Genomic DNA, 15,677 nt, shown 5'->3' on the forward strand with positions numbered 1-15,677 from the left:
ACCCGTTGCCGGCGGAGGAGAGACGGCGTCGATGAAGCCGGAATCGGCTCTGGCGAATCCCCTCCCCGTGGTGCTCCGCTACCACGAGGCGAGCAAGCACCACCTGGACCGGTACGCCCCCGGCCCGGGAGGTCTCGACTGGGCCAACCAGCCGGATCCCTTCCGCACTTATACCGGCGCGGAACGGCTGGCCCTGCCCCTGGCCGCCGACCGGCTGCCGACGCCCTTCGAAGCGGTGCGAAGGGGCGATCGACCTGCTCCCCATCCCCTCGATCGGGAATCCATCGCCCTCCTGTTCGAGCTCTCCCTGGGGCTCTCCGCCTGGAAGCGCTACGGCCCGAGCCGCTGGGCCCTGCGCTGCAATCCCTCCAGCGGCAACCTCCATCCCACGGAAGGCTACCTAGTCTGCGGCGAGCTGCCCGGGCTTCCCCGGGGCGTGTACCACTACGTAAGCCGGGACCACGTCCTCGAACGCCGCGGGATCCCCGGAGAGACGCAGCGGTGGGATCGGGCCCTTGCGGGCGGCGTGCTGGTGGCCATAACGAGCATCCACTGGCGCGAAGCGTGGAAATACGGCGTGCGCGCCTGGCGCTACTGCCAGCACGATGGCGGCCATGCCCTCGGCGCATTCGCCTACGCGGCCGCTTCCCTGGGATGGGCCGCGCGGCTCGCGCCCGGGGTGGGAGACGAAGCGCTGCGCGCGCTGCTGGGGCTCGCCGGCCCCTGGGGCGAGGCGGAGCCCGAGTTTCCCGATGCGCTGCTCTGGATCGGCCCGGGCCTCCTGCCGGCCGGGGGCATCGAGATGCCGTTGGACGGTCTGCGCTTCGCCGGGCGCCCCAACCGGCTGAGCCCCGAACACGTCCACTGGCGGGGGATCGACGAAGTGGAGCGGGCAACCCGCCGGCCCGCCGGGCTGGAACCGCCGTCCTGGGTTCCGGCACCGCTGCCACCGTTGACGCCTACTGGCTGCGGGCTTCCGGCAGCCCGGCTCATCCGCCAGCGGCGCAGCGCGGTGGACTTCGACGGCGTGACTTCCCTTTCCGCGGCCCGCTGGTTCGCCTTGCTGGATGCCCTGCTTCCGCGCCCCTGCGTGCCGCCCCTGGACGCCTGGCCCTGGCGGCCGCGGGTCCATCCCATGCTCTTCGTCCACCGGGTGGAGGGGGTGGCGCCGGGCCTCTACGCCCTGGTGCGGGATCTGGAGGCGGGCCCGCGGCTGCGCGGGGCGCTGCGGGGCGATTGGGCGTGGCGGCGGGTCGAAGGGGTGCCGGCCCACCTGCCCTTGTACCTGCTCGCCGAAGGGGATGCCCGGGACGCGGCCCGCCTCGTCTCTTGCCACCAGGACATCGCGGCCGATTCCTGCTTCACCCTGGGTTTCCTGGCCGAGTTCGAGGCGGCCCTCGCCGCGGGACCCTGGGTGTACCGGGAACTCTACTGGGAGACGGGGCTGCTCGGCCAGATCCTGTACCTGGAGGCGGAAGCGGCGGGCATCCGGGGCACCGGCATCGGCTGCTTCTTCGACGACGCGATGCACCGGCTTCTCGGGATCGAGGATCGCTCGTTCCAGTCGCTTTACCACTTTACCGCCGGCGGACCCGTGGAGGACCCGCGGCTGCAGACCCTTCCGCCCTACGCGCACCTGGGCCGGTGAGGGCGAAATAGCCCAGCGCCAGCACTGGCCACAACTCCGCCACGAAGCGGGTGATGCCGTTGAAGTTGAGCAGATGCCCGTAGCGCCAGTCGAACAGGCGCAGCACCGCCGAAGGGGTGGCGGCGTGCTCGAAGGCGTAGGCGAAGACCAGGCTGGCGGCGGCCCCTGCCATTCCCACCCAGGCCCGGGGGACGCGCCCCAGGCGCAGCACCAGGCCGGCGAAGGCGAGCCCGTAGGCGGTTCCCAGGCCCGCTTCCACGCTTAGCCATTGCAGCACCGCCTCGGGCTTGAGCAGCAGGTGGGCCGCGAGGAGCTTGCCCAGGGCGATGGCCACCAGCGCCAGGGTACACAGCCAGAAGCGCGGGCGCGGCCTCGGCGTGAGCAGGGAGATCAGCATGGAGAGGGCCAGGGCGTTGGTCATGGAAAGGCCGAGCTGGGTGAAGGAAAACCCTTGCACGGGGGCGGGTTCCAGGGGCACGGCGGCTTCGAACACCCGGCTCGCCATCCAGGGCAGGGAAGGGTTCGCCTGGGCGAAAAAGAACAGCGCCAGGAGCACCAGCCCCGCGTCGGCGGCGCGGCCGGTGTGGAACCAGTAGTCGCGCACGCCCGTCAGGGTGGAGAGGGTTGCCGGCCGCCGGAGCAGGGGCACGGCGAGCGCCGCGCCTAGCAAGGACCCGGCCCCGTTGGTGAGCAGATCCAGGTTGGAGGCGATGCGGCCGGGCACGAACTGCTGCCCGAATTCCATGAAGAAGCTCAAGCCCACCCCCAGCAGGCAGGTGACGGCCATGGCCACGGACTTGGGCCATCGCCGGGGAAGCGACACGATGACCAGGAAGCCGAAGGGAAGGTACGCGGCCATGTTGATCAGCACGTCGCCCCGGGTCACGTAGCGGGGCCACGAGGCGAGCACGAACTCCAGCAGGGGCCGCCCCGGCGCCTGCCAGCCGGCGAAGGGCGTCAGGCTGGCATAGGCGATGAGCAGTGTATATGCTAGGGCGGCGTAGAGGCTCAGCCGGAAAGGGCGAAGCGCTGGCGTCGGGGCTTCATCGGAAGGCTCGCGCATGGCTGAGCGGAAGGCGAAAACGGTGGCATTCTACGACATCTTCAACGGCGACGCCGACGGCCTCTGCGCCCTGCACCAGCTCCGGCTCGTGGAACCGTGCGAGGCCGTGCTGGTGACCGGTGTCAAGCGCGACGTGCGGCTGCTCCAGCGCGTTGCGCCTGCGCCCGGCGACGTGCTCACGGTGCTGGACATCTCTCTCGCGGAAAACCGCGATGCCCTCGCCCACGCGCTCGAAGCCGGCGCCAGGTGCCTCTATTTCGATCACCACTACGCGGAGGAAATTCCCCGCCACCCCCACCTGGAAGCCCACATCGACCCGGCGCCGGACCTGTGCACCAGCCTGCTGGTGGACCGTTACCTCCACGGCCGCCATCGAGCCTGGGCGGTGGTGGCGGCCTTCGGCGACAACCTGTTCGATTCCGCCCGCCGGGTCGCGCTTCCCCTGGGGCTTTCGGAGGAAGGGCTCGAGAAGCTGCGGGAGCTGGGGGAGGCCCTCAACTACAACGCCTACGGGGAGACGGTGGAGGACCTGTACTTCCACCCCGCCGAGCTTTACCGGCGCCTGAGCCGCTATGCCGATCCATTCCAGTTCATCGCCCGGGAGCCGGCGTTCGAGCGGCTGCGCCGCGGCTATGCCGATGACATAGCGCGGGCGCAGGCGCTGGAGCCTCTGGAGGAGACTGCGGCAGGGACGATCTACCTGCTGCCCGACGCGGCGTGGGCGCGGCGCGTCTCCGGCGCCTTCGCCAATCGCCTGGCCCGCGCCCACCCGGCGCGGGCCCACGCGGTGCTGGTTCCCTCGGTCGCCGGCGGCTACACAGTGAGCGTGCGCGCCCCGGTCGCCCGCCCCGCGGGAGCCGAAGCCCTGTGCCGGCAGTTTCCCTCCGGCGGCGGGCGCCCGGCGGCCGGCGGCATCAACGGGCTGCCGGCGGAGATGGTGCAGGCTTTCGCGCGCAAGTTCCAGGAAGCCTTCAGCGGACCTTGACCTCTACCCACAGCCGGTTGAGCAACCGGCGGGTCTTGCGGTCGTAGTCCCGCAGGTCGCGGAGCCGCTTGAACTGCTCCGCGTCCGGGAACAGGTCGCGGTTTGCCGCGATCTCCGGCTTGATGAACTGCATCGCCCTCATGTTGGGGTTGCCGGCGCCGATCTCGTTGGTGATGGCGGCCGAAGCCTCCCCTTCCAACCAGAAGTTGATGAACAGGTGGGCCAGGTCGGGACGCTGGCCGGTTTTGTGGATCACCAGGTTGTCCAGGGCGAAAACCGCCCCCTCCTTCGGCGTGGAATAGCCGATGGTGAAAGGCCGCCCGGCCGCCCGGGCGTCCTGCTGGGCCGTGTAGAAATCGTTGGAGTAGCCGTGGGCGACCCAGACGTTGCCGATGGCGAGCTCCTTGAAATAGCTGCCGGCGTTGAACGCCGCCCAGTAGGGCTTGGCCTCGATGATGAGGTCACGGGCTTCCTTGAGCTTCTTCTCGTCGCTCTCGTTGGCGTCGTAGCCGAGGTAGATCAAGGCGGCGGCGAACAACTCCCGCTGGCTGTCCAGCACCGTGACCTTGCCTTTGATCTTGCGCAGGTGCTTCGGGTCGAAGATGAGGGCCCAGGTGTCGGTGGGCAGCTCCAGCGCCTGCATTCTCTGGTTGTTGTACCCGACGATGGTCAACGTGTACATGTAGGGCACCGAGTATCGGTTGCCGGGATCGAACCAGGGGTCTAGGAACTGGGGCTTGACGTTGACCAGGTTGGGGATCTTCGACTTGTCCAGGGGGCGAAGCTGGTCGGACTTGATGAGCGCCTCCACCGCGTTGCCCGTGGGCACCAGGAGATCGTAGCCCGTGGCGCCGGCGGCGAGCTTGGCCAGCATCTCCTCGTTGTCGGCGTAATAGTCCTGGGCCAGGCGGCAGCCGCACCGGGACTCGAAGGCGCGGACCGACTCCTCGGTGATGTAGTTGTTCCAGTTGAACAGGCGCAGCACCGGCTGCTGAGCCCGGGCGGGACGAATCCCGGGCGAAAGGGCAAGCCCCGCCGCGGCAAAGAGCGCCTGCAGCGCCCGCCGGCGGCCCCGCTTCACGCCTTGGCCCTCAGCACGTCCGGAGCCACGCGCCCGGCGATGACGATCATGGCCAGGGTGATCAGCATCATCAGGGCCGACACTGCGTTCACCTCGGGGGTCACGGCCACCTTGATCATGGTGTAGATCTCCAGGGGCAGCGTTTTGGTACCTACGCCGGAGGTGAAAAAGGTGATCACGAAATCGTCGATGGAGAGGGTGAATGCCATGAGCGCCCCGGCGATGATCCCCGGCAGGATCAAGGGCAGGGTCACCAGGCGGAAGGTTTGCCACGGGCTCGCCCCCAGGTCCCGGGCCGCCTCGAAGATGCTCTCGTCCATGCCCGCTAGGCGCGCGCGCACGATGATGGCGACGAAGCCGATGCAAAAGGTGATGTGGGCGACGATCACGGTGACGAGCCCCAGGTCGAACTCCACTCCCACCGCCGACAGGAGCGGCTTCAGGGAGTTCAAGAAGTAGATGAGGAGCGACACCCCCAGCAGGATCTCCGGCATGGCGACCGGCGTGAACACCAGGAAGGGCAGGAACCGCGAGCGGTAGCGGTGCATGGCGATGCCGGCCATGGTGCCGAGCACCGTGGCGATGCCGGCGGCGGTCAGGGCGATCAGCACCGAGTTGCGGGCTGCCGTCAGCATGTCGGCGTTGTTGATGAGCCGCCGGTACCAGTCTAGGGTGAAGCCCACCCACTCCGCGTTGAGCTTGGAGTCGTTGAAGGAGAAGGTGACGACGATGATGAGTGGGACGTAGAGGAAGGCGTAGGCGAGAAGGCTCGCGTACCAGAGCCAGAAATCGGGCATGCGGCGCCGCTCGCCGAACCAGCCCAAGGCCGCGGCGGCACCAAGCAGGAGGCAGCCGGCGGCGAAGAGCGCGTAGCGCGCCTCGCCGGCGAAGCAACTCCAGAAGAGCATGGCGATGGCCAGCACTTCGACGCCGAGGCCCAGCCTACGCATGGCGCAGCTTCCGCCCCGCGAACCAGGCCGTCAGGCCCGCCACCGCCAGCACGCACACGGTGAGCATGAGGGACAGCATCGAGCCGAACGGCCAGTCCCGCACCCCCAGGAACGCCTCCTTAATCATGTTGCCCACCATCCAGTCCCCGATGCCGCCCAGGATTTCGGGGATGGCGAACATCCCCAGCACCGGGATGAACACCAGGGCCGAGCCGGCGAAGACCCCGGGCAGGGAGAGCGGAAAGGTCACCTTCCAGAAGCGGTGCCAGGCGTTGGCGCCCAGGTCCTGGGCCGCGTCCAGCAGGGCCGGGTCGTGCTTCTCCAGGTTGGTGTACAGGGGCAGCACCATGAACGGCAGGTGCACGTAGACCATGCCCACGATCACCGCCGTGCGGGTGAATAGCAGCTCGAAGGGCCCCAGGATGATCATCCAGGCGTAGACCCGCACCAGGAAGTTGCTGGCGAAGGGCAGCACCACCAGCAGCACCATGAGGTCCCGGTACCTGCGGGGACTCCGGGCGATGAGCACCGCCAGGGGATAGGCAATCGCCAGGCATACCAGGGTGGTGAGCGCGGCGATCACGAAGGACTTGAGGAAGATCTGGAAGTAGATCCAGTCGCCGAAGAAGATGCGGTAGTTCTCCAGGGTGAGGCCTGCCTCCTCCCCGGGCGCGGCGGGAAACAGGGGGGCGAGCCCACCGAACTCGCCGGGATGGCGGAAGGAGGCCACCACCATGATGACGGAGGGCAGCAAGAAGAAGAGCAGGAGGAAGAGAAAAGGCGGCCCGCTCACCAGAGCACGGGTCAGCCGTCCCCCGGAGATCCTATTCACTCAGGAACACCCCCGCGTCGTGCCGCCAGGCCACGTCCACCGGGTCCCCCACCTCGAAGAAACGGGCCCGGCCCGGGGCCGAGTTGGCGAGCAGGGCCTCCACCCGGGCCCCGTTCTCCAGGTCCACGATGTAGGTGGTGACATCGCCCACGTAGAGGAAATCGTGCACCCTACCCGGGAAGTGGTTCTTGAGCTCCGCCGCCCCGGGGGTGGTGATGCGCACCTGCTCGGGGCGGATGGCGAACGCGCCTTTCGTCCCGGGCCGCACGCCGTCGGCGGGGGGCGCGTGGATTTCCCCCAGCCCGGGCACGGTGAGCACCAGGTGGGTGGGGGTGGCCTCCTTCACCTCCGCCTCCATCAGGTTGATGTTGCCGATGAAGTCGGCTACGAAGCGGCTCTTGGGGAAACTGTAGAGCCGGGAGGGCTCGTCCACCTGCTCGATGCGGCCCCGGTTCATGACGGCGATGCGGTGGGAGAGGGCCAGGGCCTCGGCCTGGGAATGGGTGACGAAGACGAAGGTGATGCCCACGTCTCGCTGCAGCTTGATGAGCTCGAGCTGCATCTCCTCTCGCAGCTTGGCGTCCAGGGCCCCCAGCGGCTCGTCCAGGAGCAGCAGGCGGGGCCGGTTGACGATGCCCCGGGCGAGGGCCACCCGCTGCTTCTGGCCACCGGAGAGCTCGTGGGGGAAGCGCTCGGCCTTGTCCGAGAGGTGCACCGCCTCCAGCGCCTCGGCCACCTTGGCCTTGATAGTGGCCGGGTCCCGGCCCGCCATCTTGAGGGGGAAGGCCACGTTGTCCGCCACCGTCATGTGGGGGAAGAGGGCGTAGCTCTGGAACACGGTGTGGATCGGCCGCTTCTCGGGCGGGGTGGCGCCCAAGTCTCGGCCGTCCAGGACGATCTGCCCCTCGTCGGGCAGGTCGAAGCCGGCGATCATCCTGAGCAGCGTGGTCTTGCCGCAGCCAGAGGGGCCCAGCAGGGTGAAGAACTCCCCCGCCTCGATGGAAAGGCTCACGTGATCCACCGCCGTGAAGTCGCCGAAGCGGCGGGTGACGTTGCGGATCTCCAGGAGCGCCATGAACCGGTTCCGGGGAAAATCGGGACGCAATTCTAGCACCCTGTGCCGGCGCGCCAAGCCGTTTTTACAGGTAGAAAAAGGCGGCGAGCTGGAGCCCCAGCAGGGCGGCGAGCAGGAGGGCGAGCCAGGCGAGACGCCGGCTCTGGCGCTTCTGCTCCTCCAGCAGCCGGGCGAGCTGGGAAGGGGCGGGGGGATCGGCCGCCCGGGTGAGAGCCCGGTGGGCGAGCCGAGGCAACTGGGGCAGGAGGGCCGGCCAGCGGGTGGATTCCTCCCGCAGGTGGCGCACCAGGGCCCGGGGACCCACTTGCTCGCTCATCCAGCGCTCGAGGAAGGGCTTGGCCGTCTTCCACAGGTCCAGGTCCGGGTCGAGCTGCCGGCCCAGGCCCTCGATGTTGAGCAGGGTCTTCTGTAGGAGCACGAGCTGGGGCTGCACCTCCACGTTGAAGCGGCGCGCCACCTGGAACAGCCGCACCAGGAGCTTGCCGAAGGAGATCTCCTTGAGGGGGCGGGCGAAGATGGGCTCGCACACGGTGCGGATCGCCGCCTCGAACTCCTCCACCCGGGTCTCCCGGGGCACCCAGCCGGCCTCCACGTGGGCCTGGGCGACCCGCTTGTAGTCCCGGCGGAAGAAGGCGATGAAGTTCTGGGCCAGGTAATTCTTGTCCACCTCGGTGAGGGTACCCATGATGCCGAAGTCCAGGGCGATGTAGCGGCCGTCCTCGCCCACGAAGATGTTGCCCGGGTGCATGTCGGCGTGGAAGAAGCCGTTGCGGAACACCTGGGTAAAGAAGATTTCCACCCCGGCGCGGGCGAGGAGCGGGATGTCGATGCCTTGCGCCTTAAGCCTCTCCACCTGGCTGATGGGGATGCCGTGCATGCGCTCCATCACCATCACTTCGCTGGAGCAGTAGTCCCAGTACACCTCGGGCACCTGCAGCAGGGGCGAGTGCTCGAAGTTGCGGCGCAACTGGCTGCAGTTGGCCGCCTCCCGCATGAGGTCCAGCTCGTCGTGCAGGTGGCGCTCGAACTCGGCCACCACCTGCCGGGGCTTGAGCCGGCGGCCCTCGGCCCACAGGGTCTCCACCAGGCTGGCGGCCACCTGGAGGAGGGCCAGATCGTTGGCGATCACTGCCTCGATGCCGGGCCGCAGCACCTTCACCGCCGCCTCGGTCCCGTCGTGGAGCACGGCGAGATGCACCTGGGCGACGGAGGCGCTCGCCACCGGGGTGAGATCGAACTCGCGGAACACCTGCCGGTAGCCTTGAGGGAAGTTGCGCTGCAGGATCTCCTCCACCTGGGGCGAGGGGAAGGGGGGCACCTGATCCTGGAGCTTGGCCAGCTCGTCGGCGAGGTCGGCGGGGAGCAGGTCCCGGCGGGTGGAAAGCACCTGCCCGAACTTGACGAAGATGGGGCCCAGGGCCTCCATGGCCAGGCGCAGGCGCACCGCCCGGGGCGCCTCCAGCTTCCTCCAGAACATGAGGAAGCGCACCAGCCCCCGCAGCCAGCGGAAGCGCTCGTGGCCCAGGATGAACTCGTCCAGGCCGAAGCGCTGGATCACCCAGGCGATCTTGATCAGCCGCGCGAACCGCATGGCAGAGTAAGGGAGTCGGCGGGAGGGGACAGGGGGCGCGGCCGCCGGGCAGCCCCGGGCGGATGGGGGCTCGGGGTGAACAGCGGAACCGTCAAGCGCTCGAACCTTTCCCGGCTTCGCCTTCCAGCCGCTCGATCCGCTTCTCCAGGCGCTCCACGTCGTCCCGCAGGGTGTCCACGTCGGCCAGGAAGCGGGCGACTTCCTCCCGCTTAGGGAGAAGGGGCTCCTCCTCCCGGGCGTATTCCACCAGCATCCCGGCGAGGCCTTCGGCCGCCTGGGCCGGCCAGCGGGCGAGCGCCGCGCCCCCCTCCGCCAGGCGATGGGCCAGCACGTCGCCGAACAGGCGGCTCAGATCTTCCTCCACGTCCCAGCGCAAGTGGCGGAACAGGTGGGCCACGTCGGCGGCGAGGGCCGCGTCGCCTTCGGTCTCCACTTCCCGGTAGGCGGCCTCCTCCTCCAGCAGCAGCCGGGGCAGCAGGAACGGGGACAGGCGCAGGGTGAGGGCCGGCTCTGCCTCCTGCGGCGCGACCACGTAGCCGTCCTCTCCCACCGCAAGGGTTGCGTCGAAAGGCGCGACGACGAAGCGCACCGCTTTGCCTGCGTGGCGGCGCAGCCGCTCCCGGGCCCAGCCCGACTGCTCGAGGGCGTGGTTGACGGCGGCGGCGAAAACGCGGCTCAACATGGGAAAGACGGGCATCGCAACGGGATAGGCCTGGATTTTAACCCTTAAAGCCCCAGATCATGGACCCGGCCCTTGGGCCGGGCGCGGCAGCCGTGATAATTTCCTCCGTGCTAATCTTCCTTTTGCGGCTGGCGCCCCCGTGGTCCGGCCGGCAAGGGCGAGGTTTCCGGCCAAGGAGGCATCTGATGGGTATCCTGTCCTGGATCGTGTTCGGGCTGGTGGCGGGGGTGGTGGCGAAGCTGCTGGTACCGGGCAAGGATATCGGCGGCATCGTGGTCACCATCGCCATCGGCATCGCCGGCGCCTTGATCGGCGGCTTTATCGGCACCCAGCTCGGCTTCGGCACGGTGACCGGCTTCGACTTCCGCAGCCTGGTGATCGCCGTGCTGGGCGCCGTGCTGCTCCTGGTGCTGGTGCGGCTGCTCAAGTGAGGGCCGTTGAAAACCGATGTCAGAGGAGTTTCCCCCGAGGGAAGGAAGCACGATGAGCTACAAGGGATGGCGCAGCCTCCTGCTCGCCGCGGCCTTGGTCGTGTTGGCGGCCTGCGGCTCCAAGGTCACCCAGGAGAACTTCGACAGGATCAAGGCGGGCATGACCCAGGAAGAAGTGGTCGCTTTTCTGGGGGAGCCTACCGAGTCTTCCGGCTTCAGCCTCGGCAACCTGTCCGGCACCTCGTCGGTGTGGAAGGACAAGGACGGGGCGATCCACATCCAGTTCGTCAACGGCAAGGTGCTCTCCAAACAGTTCGTGAAGGGGAGGTCAGAAGGCTAGCCGGATAGTTCACGAGCGCCCGTCAAGTTTTTAGGATGCTCAGTAGGCCCGGTCATTCATGGGCGGTCTCGACTGGGTGCCCGGGGGCGAGCTCCACGGCGAGCTGCAGATGGGCGAGCCGTAGGGCCCACTCCGCCTCTTCCGGGCGCTCTCCCCGGGAGAAGATGAATCCCAGGTAGGTGTTGCCCTCGGGGGGCGGCGCCAGCACCTGGCCCGGCTGGGCGGTGATGCGCACCTCGGTCACCCCGGGCACTTTAAGCGCCGCCTCCACGTTGTGGATCGCCCGGAAGATGCCCCGGCGCGGGATGGGGATCATCATGACGCCGGCGGCATCCTCGGTCCGCGGCTCGGGCACGTCCATGCCCAGCGCATGGCGCAGCACCAGCTCTTCCAGGGTCATGCCCAGGGCCTGGGTCAGGGCCCGGCCGCACAGCCCGCCGATGGAGCGGGCGGCGATCTCCAGCAGCCACACTTCGTCCCCCCGGACCCGGGCTTCCGCGTGAACCGGCCCGGTGACGAGCCCCGCCAGCCGGCAGGCCCGCTCCACCGTTTCGGCGATGCGGCGTTGCACTTCCGGCGCGAGCCGCGACGGCGTGACCAGGATCGTTTCCTCGAAATACGGGCCATCGAGCGGATCCGGCTTGTCGAACAGGGCCAGGATCCGGAGTCGCCCGTCTTCCAGGAGGCCTTCCAGGGCGTGCTCGCTCCCGGGAATGAACTCCTCCACCAGGAGCCCCAGGCGTTCGGCGTCCCGGTCGGCCCGGCGCTGGATCGCCCGCACTCGCTCCACGGCGGCCGCGAGGCCCGGGGCGTCGTCGGCCCGGATCACCCCGCGGCTCGCCGAGAGCCGCCGGGCCTTGACTACCACGGGCAGGTCCAGGGCGGCGAGGAGGGTCAGGGGGTCGGCGCTGGCGGCCAGGTGGGCGAAGCGCGGGCAGGGGAGTCCGCTTGAGCTGAGCAGCGCGCGGAAGGCGAGTTTGTCCCGCAGCCGCCGCACCGCCTCCGGGGGATTGGCGGGGAGCCCCAGCCGTTCGGAGAGCACGGCGGCGAGCTCCAGGCCGGCGTCGTCCACCGCCAGCACCGCGTCCGGCCGCTCGCCCAGCTCGGCCAGGATGGTCCGGGCCGCCGCCTCCGGCCGGTCGAAGCGCACCGCCATGCGCGGAGGCAGCCCCCACCCGGGGGCGAGCCGGTGGCAGTAGTCGGCGGCGGCGATCACCTCCAAGCCGAGCCGGCGCGCCGCGGCGGCGAAGGCTTCGTTGCGGTAGGAGGTGGTGGGAAGCAGCAGCAGGATGCGCCGCATGGGTTCACCCCGCCTGGGTGCGGGCCGCTAGCTCGATCCGCACCTTTTCCCCGGGCACTTCGGCCCCGCCCCGGGCCTGGCGGAAGTAGTCGGTAAAAATGGAGTCGTACTCGGTTCGCACCACCGCCTTGGCCTGGGGCGCATACCAGTCGGTCTCGTAGAGCCGGATCTCGCTGCGCCACCACGGCCGTTCCACGAAGTAGAGGGAGCGCCGGATCACGTAGGCGTCGAAGCTGCCGGCCGGGGTGGAGATTTTCTCCATGCCCGCGACGCAGGCGTCAACCGAGGCCTCCACCGGCGGGCCGCCGTGGAGATCCCGGAGGACGACCCGGGCGTTCCAGCACCGCCCGGCTTCCAGGGGGAAGCGGATGAGGGCCCCGGGCGAGGCATGGATCAGCATCCGGCCGTCCGCCACCCATCGTTGGAGGGGCATCCCGCTCGGGGCCTGGGAGACCGACGCGGCGGGCCCGTCGCCCGCGAGCTCGAGCACCGCCCCCTCCCGCCCCGCTTCCCGCACCGCGACGGCAAAACTCCCTAGGGGACGCCCCGTGTAGAGGCTCTCCTGCCGGTAGCTCCAGCGCTCTCCGGGCATGAATTCGGGGGCCGGCGCCGCCGGGCCCGGCGCCGGCGTGGCGCAGGCGAAGAGCGGCGGCACGAGGCATAGAAAGGAGATGCGTGGAAGGCTCGCCATGGGAAAACCCTCATCGCGCGGCCGGGGTGTAGGCGGAGAGTTCCAGCACCGTCTTGTCGCCCGGGATGATGTCGCTCCGGATCAAGGGCTCGTCGTTGCTTTTCGTGTAGTCGGTGTACTCCGAATAGTCCTGGTAGCGCACCGAGCGGCCCACCGCCGGCGCGTACCACTCGGACTGGTACCAGCGGGTGCCGCTGCGCCACCATTCGTAATTGTCCAGGTAGATGGAACGGTCGACGCGGATCGCGTCGAAAGCGCCCGCCGGGGTCTGGATCGTTTCCCGCCCCGCCACCCGGGCGGAGACGTGCACCGGGTAACGGCGGCCGGTCCCGGCTTCGACGGCGGTGACGGTGGCGCTCCAGCGCTTGCCGTCCTGGAGGGGAAAGGCGAAGGCCGGGAAGGGCGGGGTGAAATCGGCGATGCGGTGCTCGGGAAGCTCGTCCGTGTAGGGGTTCCATTCCAGCGTGAAGGTGCGGGTGGCCGGGCGGCCGCCGGCCTCCATCCGCGTCACCACCCCGTGGGGCGTGATCTGCTGCACCGTGTACCGGGTGCTGCCCTTGCGGGTTCCCCGGTAGCCGTCGTAGACGGCGTAGGTCCAGGCGTCGCCGGCCCGGATCTCGGGCGCTGGCACAGGGTCGCCCACGGGGGCTATGGTGGCGCAGGCCGTGAGGAGTGCAAGCGCCGGGAGCGCGGCGGCAAGGGGAAGGGAAGAGCGGCTCATGGGGAAGGGCCCTAAAAGTTCAGCCGCTGCCGCTCGGTGGGCTCGGCGCAGCAATACCACGGCTCGGACAGGCGCGGAATCGGTTCGCCCGCGAAGCCGGCGGGAAGGGCCGGCGCCTCCCGGCCGGCGGCTTCGTGGGCGATACGCCAGAGGCGCTCGAACGTCTGCGCGCGCTCGAGCCCTTCCTCCTCCGCCTGGACTACCCAGGCCTGCGCTTCGGCCTGGAGCCGGTCCACCCGGGGATCCCGGTGGCGCCAGGGGTAGCCCAGCATCCGGGGGTCGAAATCCTCGATCAGCCCGCGGAAGTCCGGCAGGTTCAGCAGATACGATCCCTGGGGGACGAGCAGCCGCAGGGTGAGCTGCACCGGCGGCACCGCTTCCACCAGCCGCAACTCGAGGAGCTTCGCCAGCAGGTCGATGTAGCCTTCCACCGTGCTCCAGGGCGTGAAGGCGACGAAGGTGGGGGCCAGGGCGATGCCCTGGACGCGGGTGAGGGCGACGGCGCGCTCGAAGTCGGCGGCGCTGTGGTTCTTGTCCAGGCAAGCGAGGATGCGATCATCCACCGCCTCCACCGCCGAGGTGATGAACAGGCACCCCAGCCGCTTCAGGGCGGGCAGGAGGCGGGCGTGCTGCACCAGGTGCTGGATCTTGATGGTAGCGTCGAAGGTGAGCCAGGGAAACTCGGCGTGCATGGCCTCCAGCACCCGCAGGGCATGGGTTGGGCCGTTGAAAAAATCCGGGTCGCCGAAGGACACGTGCTCCGCCCCCGCTTGCACCTGCTGGCGGACGTCGGCAAGGACCACGTCCACCGGAACGATACGAAACCGCCCGTGGTAGACCGGCACCACCGGGCAATGGCGGCACAGATGCTTGCAGCCCCGGGACGCTTCGACGAAACCCACCGTCCTGCGCGACCCGTTCGGGAGGATCAGCCGGGCGTAGCGGGAGAGGGGCGGAAGCCCCCGGCGCTCGGGCACCAGGAAATCCAGCCTGTCCAGGGGAACTCGGGGCCCCTCCCGGGGCACGGGCTCGCCCCGGGCGAGCCGCCGGACCAGGGCAGCCAGCTCCCCCTCGCATTCTCCGCCAAGCACGGTGGATACCCCGAGACGGCAGAGCAAGTCCGCGTTCACCGGCGCGTATAAGCCGTAGGCCACCAGGTGGGCGCCGGGGGCGAGGCGCCGGATGCGGGGCAGCGCCTCCAGGGCGATGCGGGTGGCGGTGTGCATGCCCAAGGAGAGGCCCACCAGGTCGGCCCGGGCCAGGGCCTGCTCGTCCAGGCGTTGCAGGGACAGGTCGATCAGGGTGACTTCCACCCCTTCCCGCTTGAGCCAGGCGGCGGGCTCCGCCAGGGCGAAGGGCTGGCGTCCCAGCTCGTAGGGGCTGATGAGCACTGCCTGGAGGGGCCGCCGGGAACGGGCTTGGGCAGGGGCGGCTTCAGAGCGCATGGGCAGAAGAGGCAGGAAAAAAACCGCCGGAGGCGCTGCGGGGCTCCGGGCGTCTACCCCTTTAGACCTTGAACCCCCGGTGCACCGCGACGATGCCCGCGGAGAGGTTGAAATACTCGACCCGTTGGAAACCCGCTTGCTCCATGAGTTCCTTGAGCGCCTCCTGATCCGGGTGGACCCGGATGGATTCGGCCAGGTACCGGTAGCTCTCGGCGTCCCCCGCCACGACTCGTCCCAGGAGGGGCAGCACATTGAAGGAATAGCAGTCGTAGAGGGGCTCCAGGGGTTTCCAGACCCGAGAGAACTCCAGCACGATCACCCGCCCGCCGGGTTTGAGCACCCGGAGCCATTCGACCAGGGCCGCTTCCTTGCGGGTCATGTTGCGCAGCCCGAAGGCGGCGCTCACGCAATCGAAGACGTTGGCGCGAAACGGGAGCTTTTCCCCGTCGCATTGCACCACGGGCAGGGTCAATCCCTCCTCCAGGAGCCGGTCCCGGCCGATCTCCAGCATGGAGCGGTTGATGTCGGTGAGCCACGCCTCGCCCCGGGACCCCACCCGGCGGGTGAAGAGTCGCGCCACGTCTCCCGTTCCCCCCGCCACGTCCAGCACCCGGTCCCCTTCCCGCACCCCCGAGAGTAGAACGGCGAAACGCTTCCACCACCGGTGCAGCCCCGCGGACATGAGGTCGTTCATCAAGTCGTAGCGGCCGGCCACCGAGTGGAACACGCCCGCGACCCGAACCGCCTTCTCCCGCTCGGGGACTTTCTGGAAACCGAAATCGGTGGTCTTGTCCATGGGGAAAACTCAACCGTTCATGGCCGGCGGGGTGGCCTGGCCCCAG

Annotated in this window: 16 protein-coding genes; 4 read left to right on the forward strand and 12 right to left on the reverse strand. The window is 69.3% G+C overall.

All coding sequences use genetic code 11. The features are described 5' to 3' along the window. Positions 1–31: 31 nt before the first annotated feature. Positions 32–1,648 carry a nitroreductase gene (locus ACUVYZ_RS04460; RefSeq protein ID WP_439933469.1) on the forward strand — a complete coding sequence of 539 codons (1,617 nt, stop codon included), beginning with the start codon at positions 32–34 and terminating at the stop codon, positions 1,646–1,648. Here ACUVYZ_RS04460 and ACUVYZ_RS04465 read toward each other — a convergent pair. Beyond that, positions 1,578–2,711: a VanZ family protein gene (locus ACUVYZ_RS04465; protein ID WP_439933470.1), complete on the reverse strand. Its 1,134-nt coding sequence runs from the start codon at positions 2,709–2,711 to the stop codon at positions 1,578–1,580. The genes ACUVYZ_RS04460 and ACUVYZ_RS04465 overlap by 71 nt on opposite strands. On the opposite strand from ACUVYZ_RS04465, the gene ACUVYZ_RS04470 reads away from it, so the two are divergent. After that, the gene (locus tag ACUVYZ_RS04470; protein WP_446033035.1) at positions 2,710–3,696 is read left to right on the forward strand and encodes an acetyltransferase; all 987 of its coding nucleotides are present in this window, start codon (positions 2,710–2,712) and stop codon (positions 3,694–3,696) included. The genes ACUVYZ_RS04465 and ACUVYZ_RS04470 overlap by 2 nt on opposite strands. On the opposite strand, the gene ACUVYZ_RS04475 is transcribed toward ACUVYZ_RS04470, so the two are convergent. The 6 genes from ACUVYZ_RS04475 to ACUVYZ_RS04500 form a co-directional block, all read right to left on the reverse strand. After that, the gene (locus ACUVYZ_RS04475; protein WP_439933472.1) at positions 3,683–4,777 is read right to left on the reverse strand and encodes an ABC transporter substrate-binding protein; all 1,095 of its coding nucleotides are present in this window, start codon (positions 4,775–4,777) and stop codon (positions 3,683–3,685) included. The two genes, ACUVYZ_RS04470 and ACUVYZ_RS04475, sit on opposite strands and share 14 nt — an antisense overlap. Further along, positions 4,774–5,574, reverse strand: coding sequence for an ABC transporter permease (locus tag ACUVYZ_RS04480; RefSeq protein ID WP_439933620.1), 801 nt, complete (start codon positions 5,572–5,574; stop codon positions 4,774–4,776). Before ACUVYZ_RS04480 ends, ACUVYZ_RS04475 begins: the two co-directional genes overlap by 4 nt. Positions 5,575–5,719: 145 nt before the next feature. Further along, positions 5,720–6,559, reverse strand: a complete 840-nt coding sequence (locus ACUVYZ_RS04485) for an ABC transporter permease (protein ID WP_439933473.1) — start codon at positions 6,557–6,559, stop codon at positions 5,720–5,722. Beyond that, a complete protein-coding gene (locus ACUVYZ_RS04490) occupies positions 6,552–7,634 on the reverse strand; it encodes an ABC transporter ATP-binding protein (protein ID WP_439933474.1) in 1,083 nt (360 codons plus the stop codon). The genes ACUVYZ_RS04485 and ACUVYZ_RS04490 overlap by 8 nt, the downstream gene beginning before the upstream one ends. Positions 7,635–7,698: 64 nt before the next feature. After that, on the reverse strand, positions 7,699–9,225 hold the full coding sequence (ubiB, locus tag ACUVYZ_RS04495) for a ubiquinone biosynthesis regulatory protein kinase UbiB (RefSeq protein WP_439933475.1): 1,527 nt from the start codon (positions 9,223–9,225) through the stop codon (positions 7,699–7,701). A 91-nt stretch (positions 9,226–9,316) separates the two neighbouring features. Further along, a complete protein-coding gene (locus ACUVYZ_RS04500) occupies positions 9,317–9,907 on the reverse strand; it encodes a ubiquinone biosynthesis accessory factor UbiJ (RefSeq protein ID WP_439933476.1) in 591 nt (196 codons plus the stop codon). Positions 9,908–10,092: 185 nt separating this feature from the next. Here ACUVYZ_RS04500 and ACUVYZ_RS04505 point away from each other — a divergent pair, with 185 nt between their 5' ends. After that, a complete protein-coding gene (locus ACUVYZ_RS04505; protein ID WP_439933477.1) occupies positions 10,093–10,338 on the forward strand; it encodes a GlsB/YeaQ/YmgE family stress response membrane protein in 246 nt (81 codons plus the stop codon). Between the two features lie 52 nt (positions 10,339–10,390). Then, positions 10,391–10,678 (forward strand): outer membrane protein assembly factor BamE domain-containing protein, encoded by a 288-nt coding sequence (bamE, locus tag ACUVYZ_RS04510; protein ID WP_439933478.1) that lies wholly within the window; start codon positions 10,391–10,393, stop codon positions 10,676–10,678. 52 nt (positions 10,679–10,730) lie between these two features. On the opposite strand, the gene ACUVYZ_RS04515 is transcribed toward bamE, so the two are convergent. The 5 genes from ACUVYZ_RS04515 to ubiE form a co-directional block, all read right to left on the reverse strand. Further along, positions 10,731–11,978 (reverse strand): ATP-grasp domain-containing protein, encoded by a 1,248-nt coding sequence (locus ACUVYZ_RS04515; protein WP_439933479.1) that lies wholly within the window; start codon positions 11,976–11,978, stop codon positions 10,731–10,733. A gap of 4 nt (positions 11,979–11,982) precedes the next feature. Continuing rightward, the gene (locus ACUVYZ_RS04520) at positions 11,983–12,669 is read right to left on the reverse strand and encodes a hypothetical protein (RefSeq protein ID WP_439933480.1); all 687 of its coding nucleotides are present in this window, start codon (positions 12,667–12,669) and stop codon (positions 11,983–11,985) included. A 10-nt stretch (positions 12,670–12,679) separates the two neighbouring features. Continuing rightward, positions 12,680–13,390 (reverse strand): TapB family protein, encoded by a 711-nt coding sequence (locus tag ACUVYZ_RS04525; RefSeq protein WP_439933481.1) that lies wholly within the window; start codon positions 13,388–13,390, stop codon positions 12,680–12,682. Between the two features lie 11 nt (positions 13,391–13,401). Further along, positions 13,402–14,835 carry a CUAEP/CCAEP-tail radical SAM (seleno)protein gene (locus tag ACUVYZ_RS04530; RefSeq protein ID WP_439933482.1) on the reverse strand — a complete coding sequence of 478 codons (1,434 nt, stop codon included), beginning with the start codon at positions 14,833–14,835 and terminating at the stop codon, positions 13,402–13,404. Positions 14,836–14,896: 61 nt separating this feature from the next. Next, positions 14,897–15,631 carry a bifunctional demethylmenaquinone methyltransferase/2-methoxy-6-polyprenyl-1,4-benzoquinol methylase UbiE gene (gene ubiE, locus ACUVYZ_RS04535; RefSeq protein ID WP_439933483.1) on the reverse strand — a complete coding sequence of 245 codons (735 nt, stop codon included), beginning with the start codon at positions 15,629–15,631 and terminating at the stop codon, positions 14,897–14,899. Positions 15,632–15,677: the final 46 nt, after the last annotated feature.

It is taken from the genome of Pelomicrobium sp. P1, from assembly GCF_052805615.1.

What these genes read in the sequence shown, in the direction of transcription:
- ACUVYZ_RS04460 (WP_439933469.1), top strand. Translation starts at nt 32, where the DNA reads ATGAAGCCGGAATCGGCTCTGGCGAATCCCCTCCCCGTGGTGCTCCGC.
- ACUVYZ_RS04470 (WP_446033035.1), top strand. Translation starts at nt 2,710, where the DNA reads ATGGCTGAGCGGAAGGCGAAAACGGTGGCATTCTACGACATCTTCAAC.
- ACUVYZ_RS04465 (WP_439933470.1), bottom strand. Translation starts at nt 2,711, where the DNA reads ATGCGCGAGCCTTCCGATGAAGCCCCGACGCCAGCGCTTCGCCCTTTC.
- ACUVYZ_RS04480 (WP_439933620.1), bottom strand. Translation starts at nt 5,574, where the DNA reads ATGCCCGATTTCTGGCTCTGGTACGCGAGCCTTCTCGCCTACGCCTTC.
- ACUVYZ_RS04490 (WP_439933474.1), bottom strand. Translation starts at nt 7,634, where the DNA reads ATGGCGCTCCTGGAGATCCGCAACGTCACCCGCCGCTTCGGCGACTTC.
- ubiB (WP_439933475.1), bottom strand. Translation starts at nt 9,225, where the DNA reads ATGCGGTTCGCGCGGCTGATCAAGATCGCCTGGGTGATCCAGCGCTTC.
- ACUVYZ_RS04500 (WP_439933476.1), bottom strand. Translation starts at nt 9,907, where the DNA reads ATGTTGAGCCGCGTTTTCGCCGCCGCCGTCAACCACGCCCTCGAGCAG.
- ACUVYZ_RS04505 (WP_439933477.1), top strand. Translation starts at nt 10,093, where the DNA reads ATGGGTATCCTGTCCTGGATCGTGTTCGGGCTGGTGGCGGGGGTGGTG.
- bamE (WP_439933478.1), top strand. Translation starts at nt 10,391, where the DNA reads ATGAGCTACAAGGGATGGCGCAGCCTCCTGCTCGCCGCGGCCTTGGTC.
- ACUVYZ_RS04515 (WP_439933479.1), bottom strand. Translation starts at nt 11,978, where the DNA reads ATGCGGCGCATCCTGCTGCTGCTTCCCACCACCTCCTACCGCAACGAA.
- ACUVYZ_RS04520 (WP_439933480.1), bottom strand. Translation starts at nt 12,669, where the DNA reads ATGGCGAGCCTTCCACGCATCTCCTTTCTATGCCTCGTGCCGCCGCTC.
- ACUVYZ_RS04525 (WP_439933481.1), bottom strand. Translation starts at nt 13,390, where the DNA reads ATGAGCCGCTCTTCCCTTCCCCTTGCCGCCGCGCTCCCGGCGCTTGCA.
- ACUVYZ_RS04530 (WP_439933482.1), bottom strand. Translation starts at nt 14,835, where the DNA reads ATGCGCTCTGAAGCCGCCCCTGCCCAAGCCCGTTCCCGGCGGCCCCTC.
- ubiE (WP_439933483.1), bottom strand. Translation starts at nt 15,631, where the DNA reads ATGGACAAGACCACCGATTTCGGTTTCCAGAAAGTCCCCGAGCGGGAG.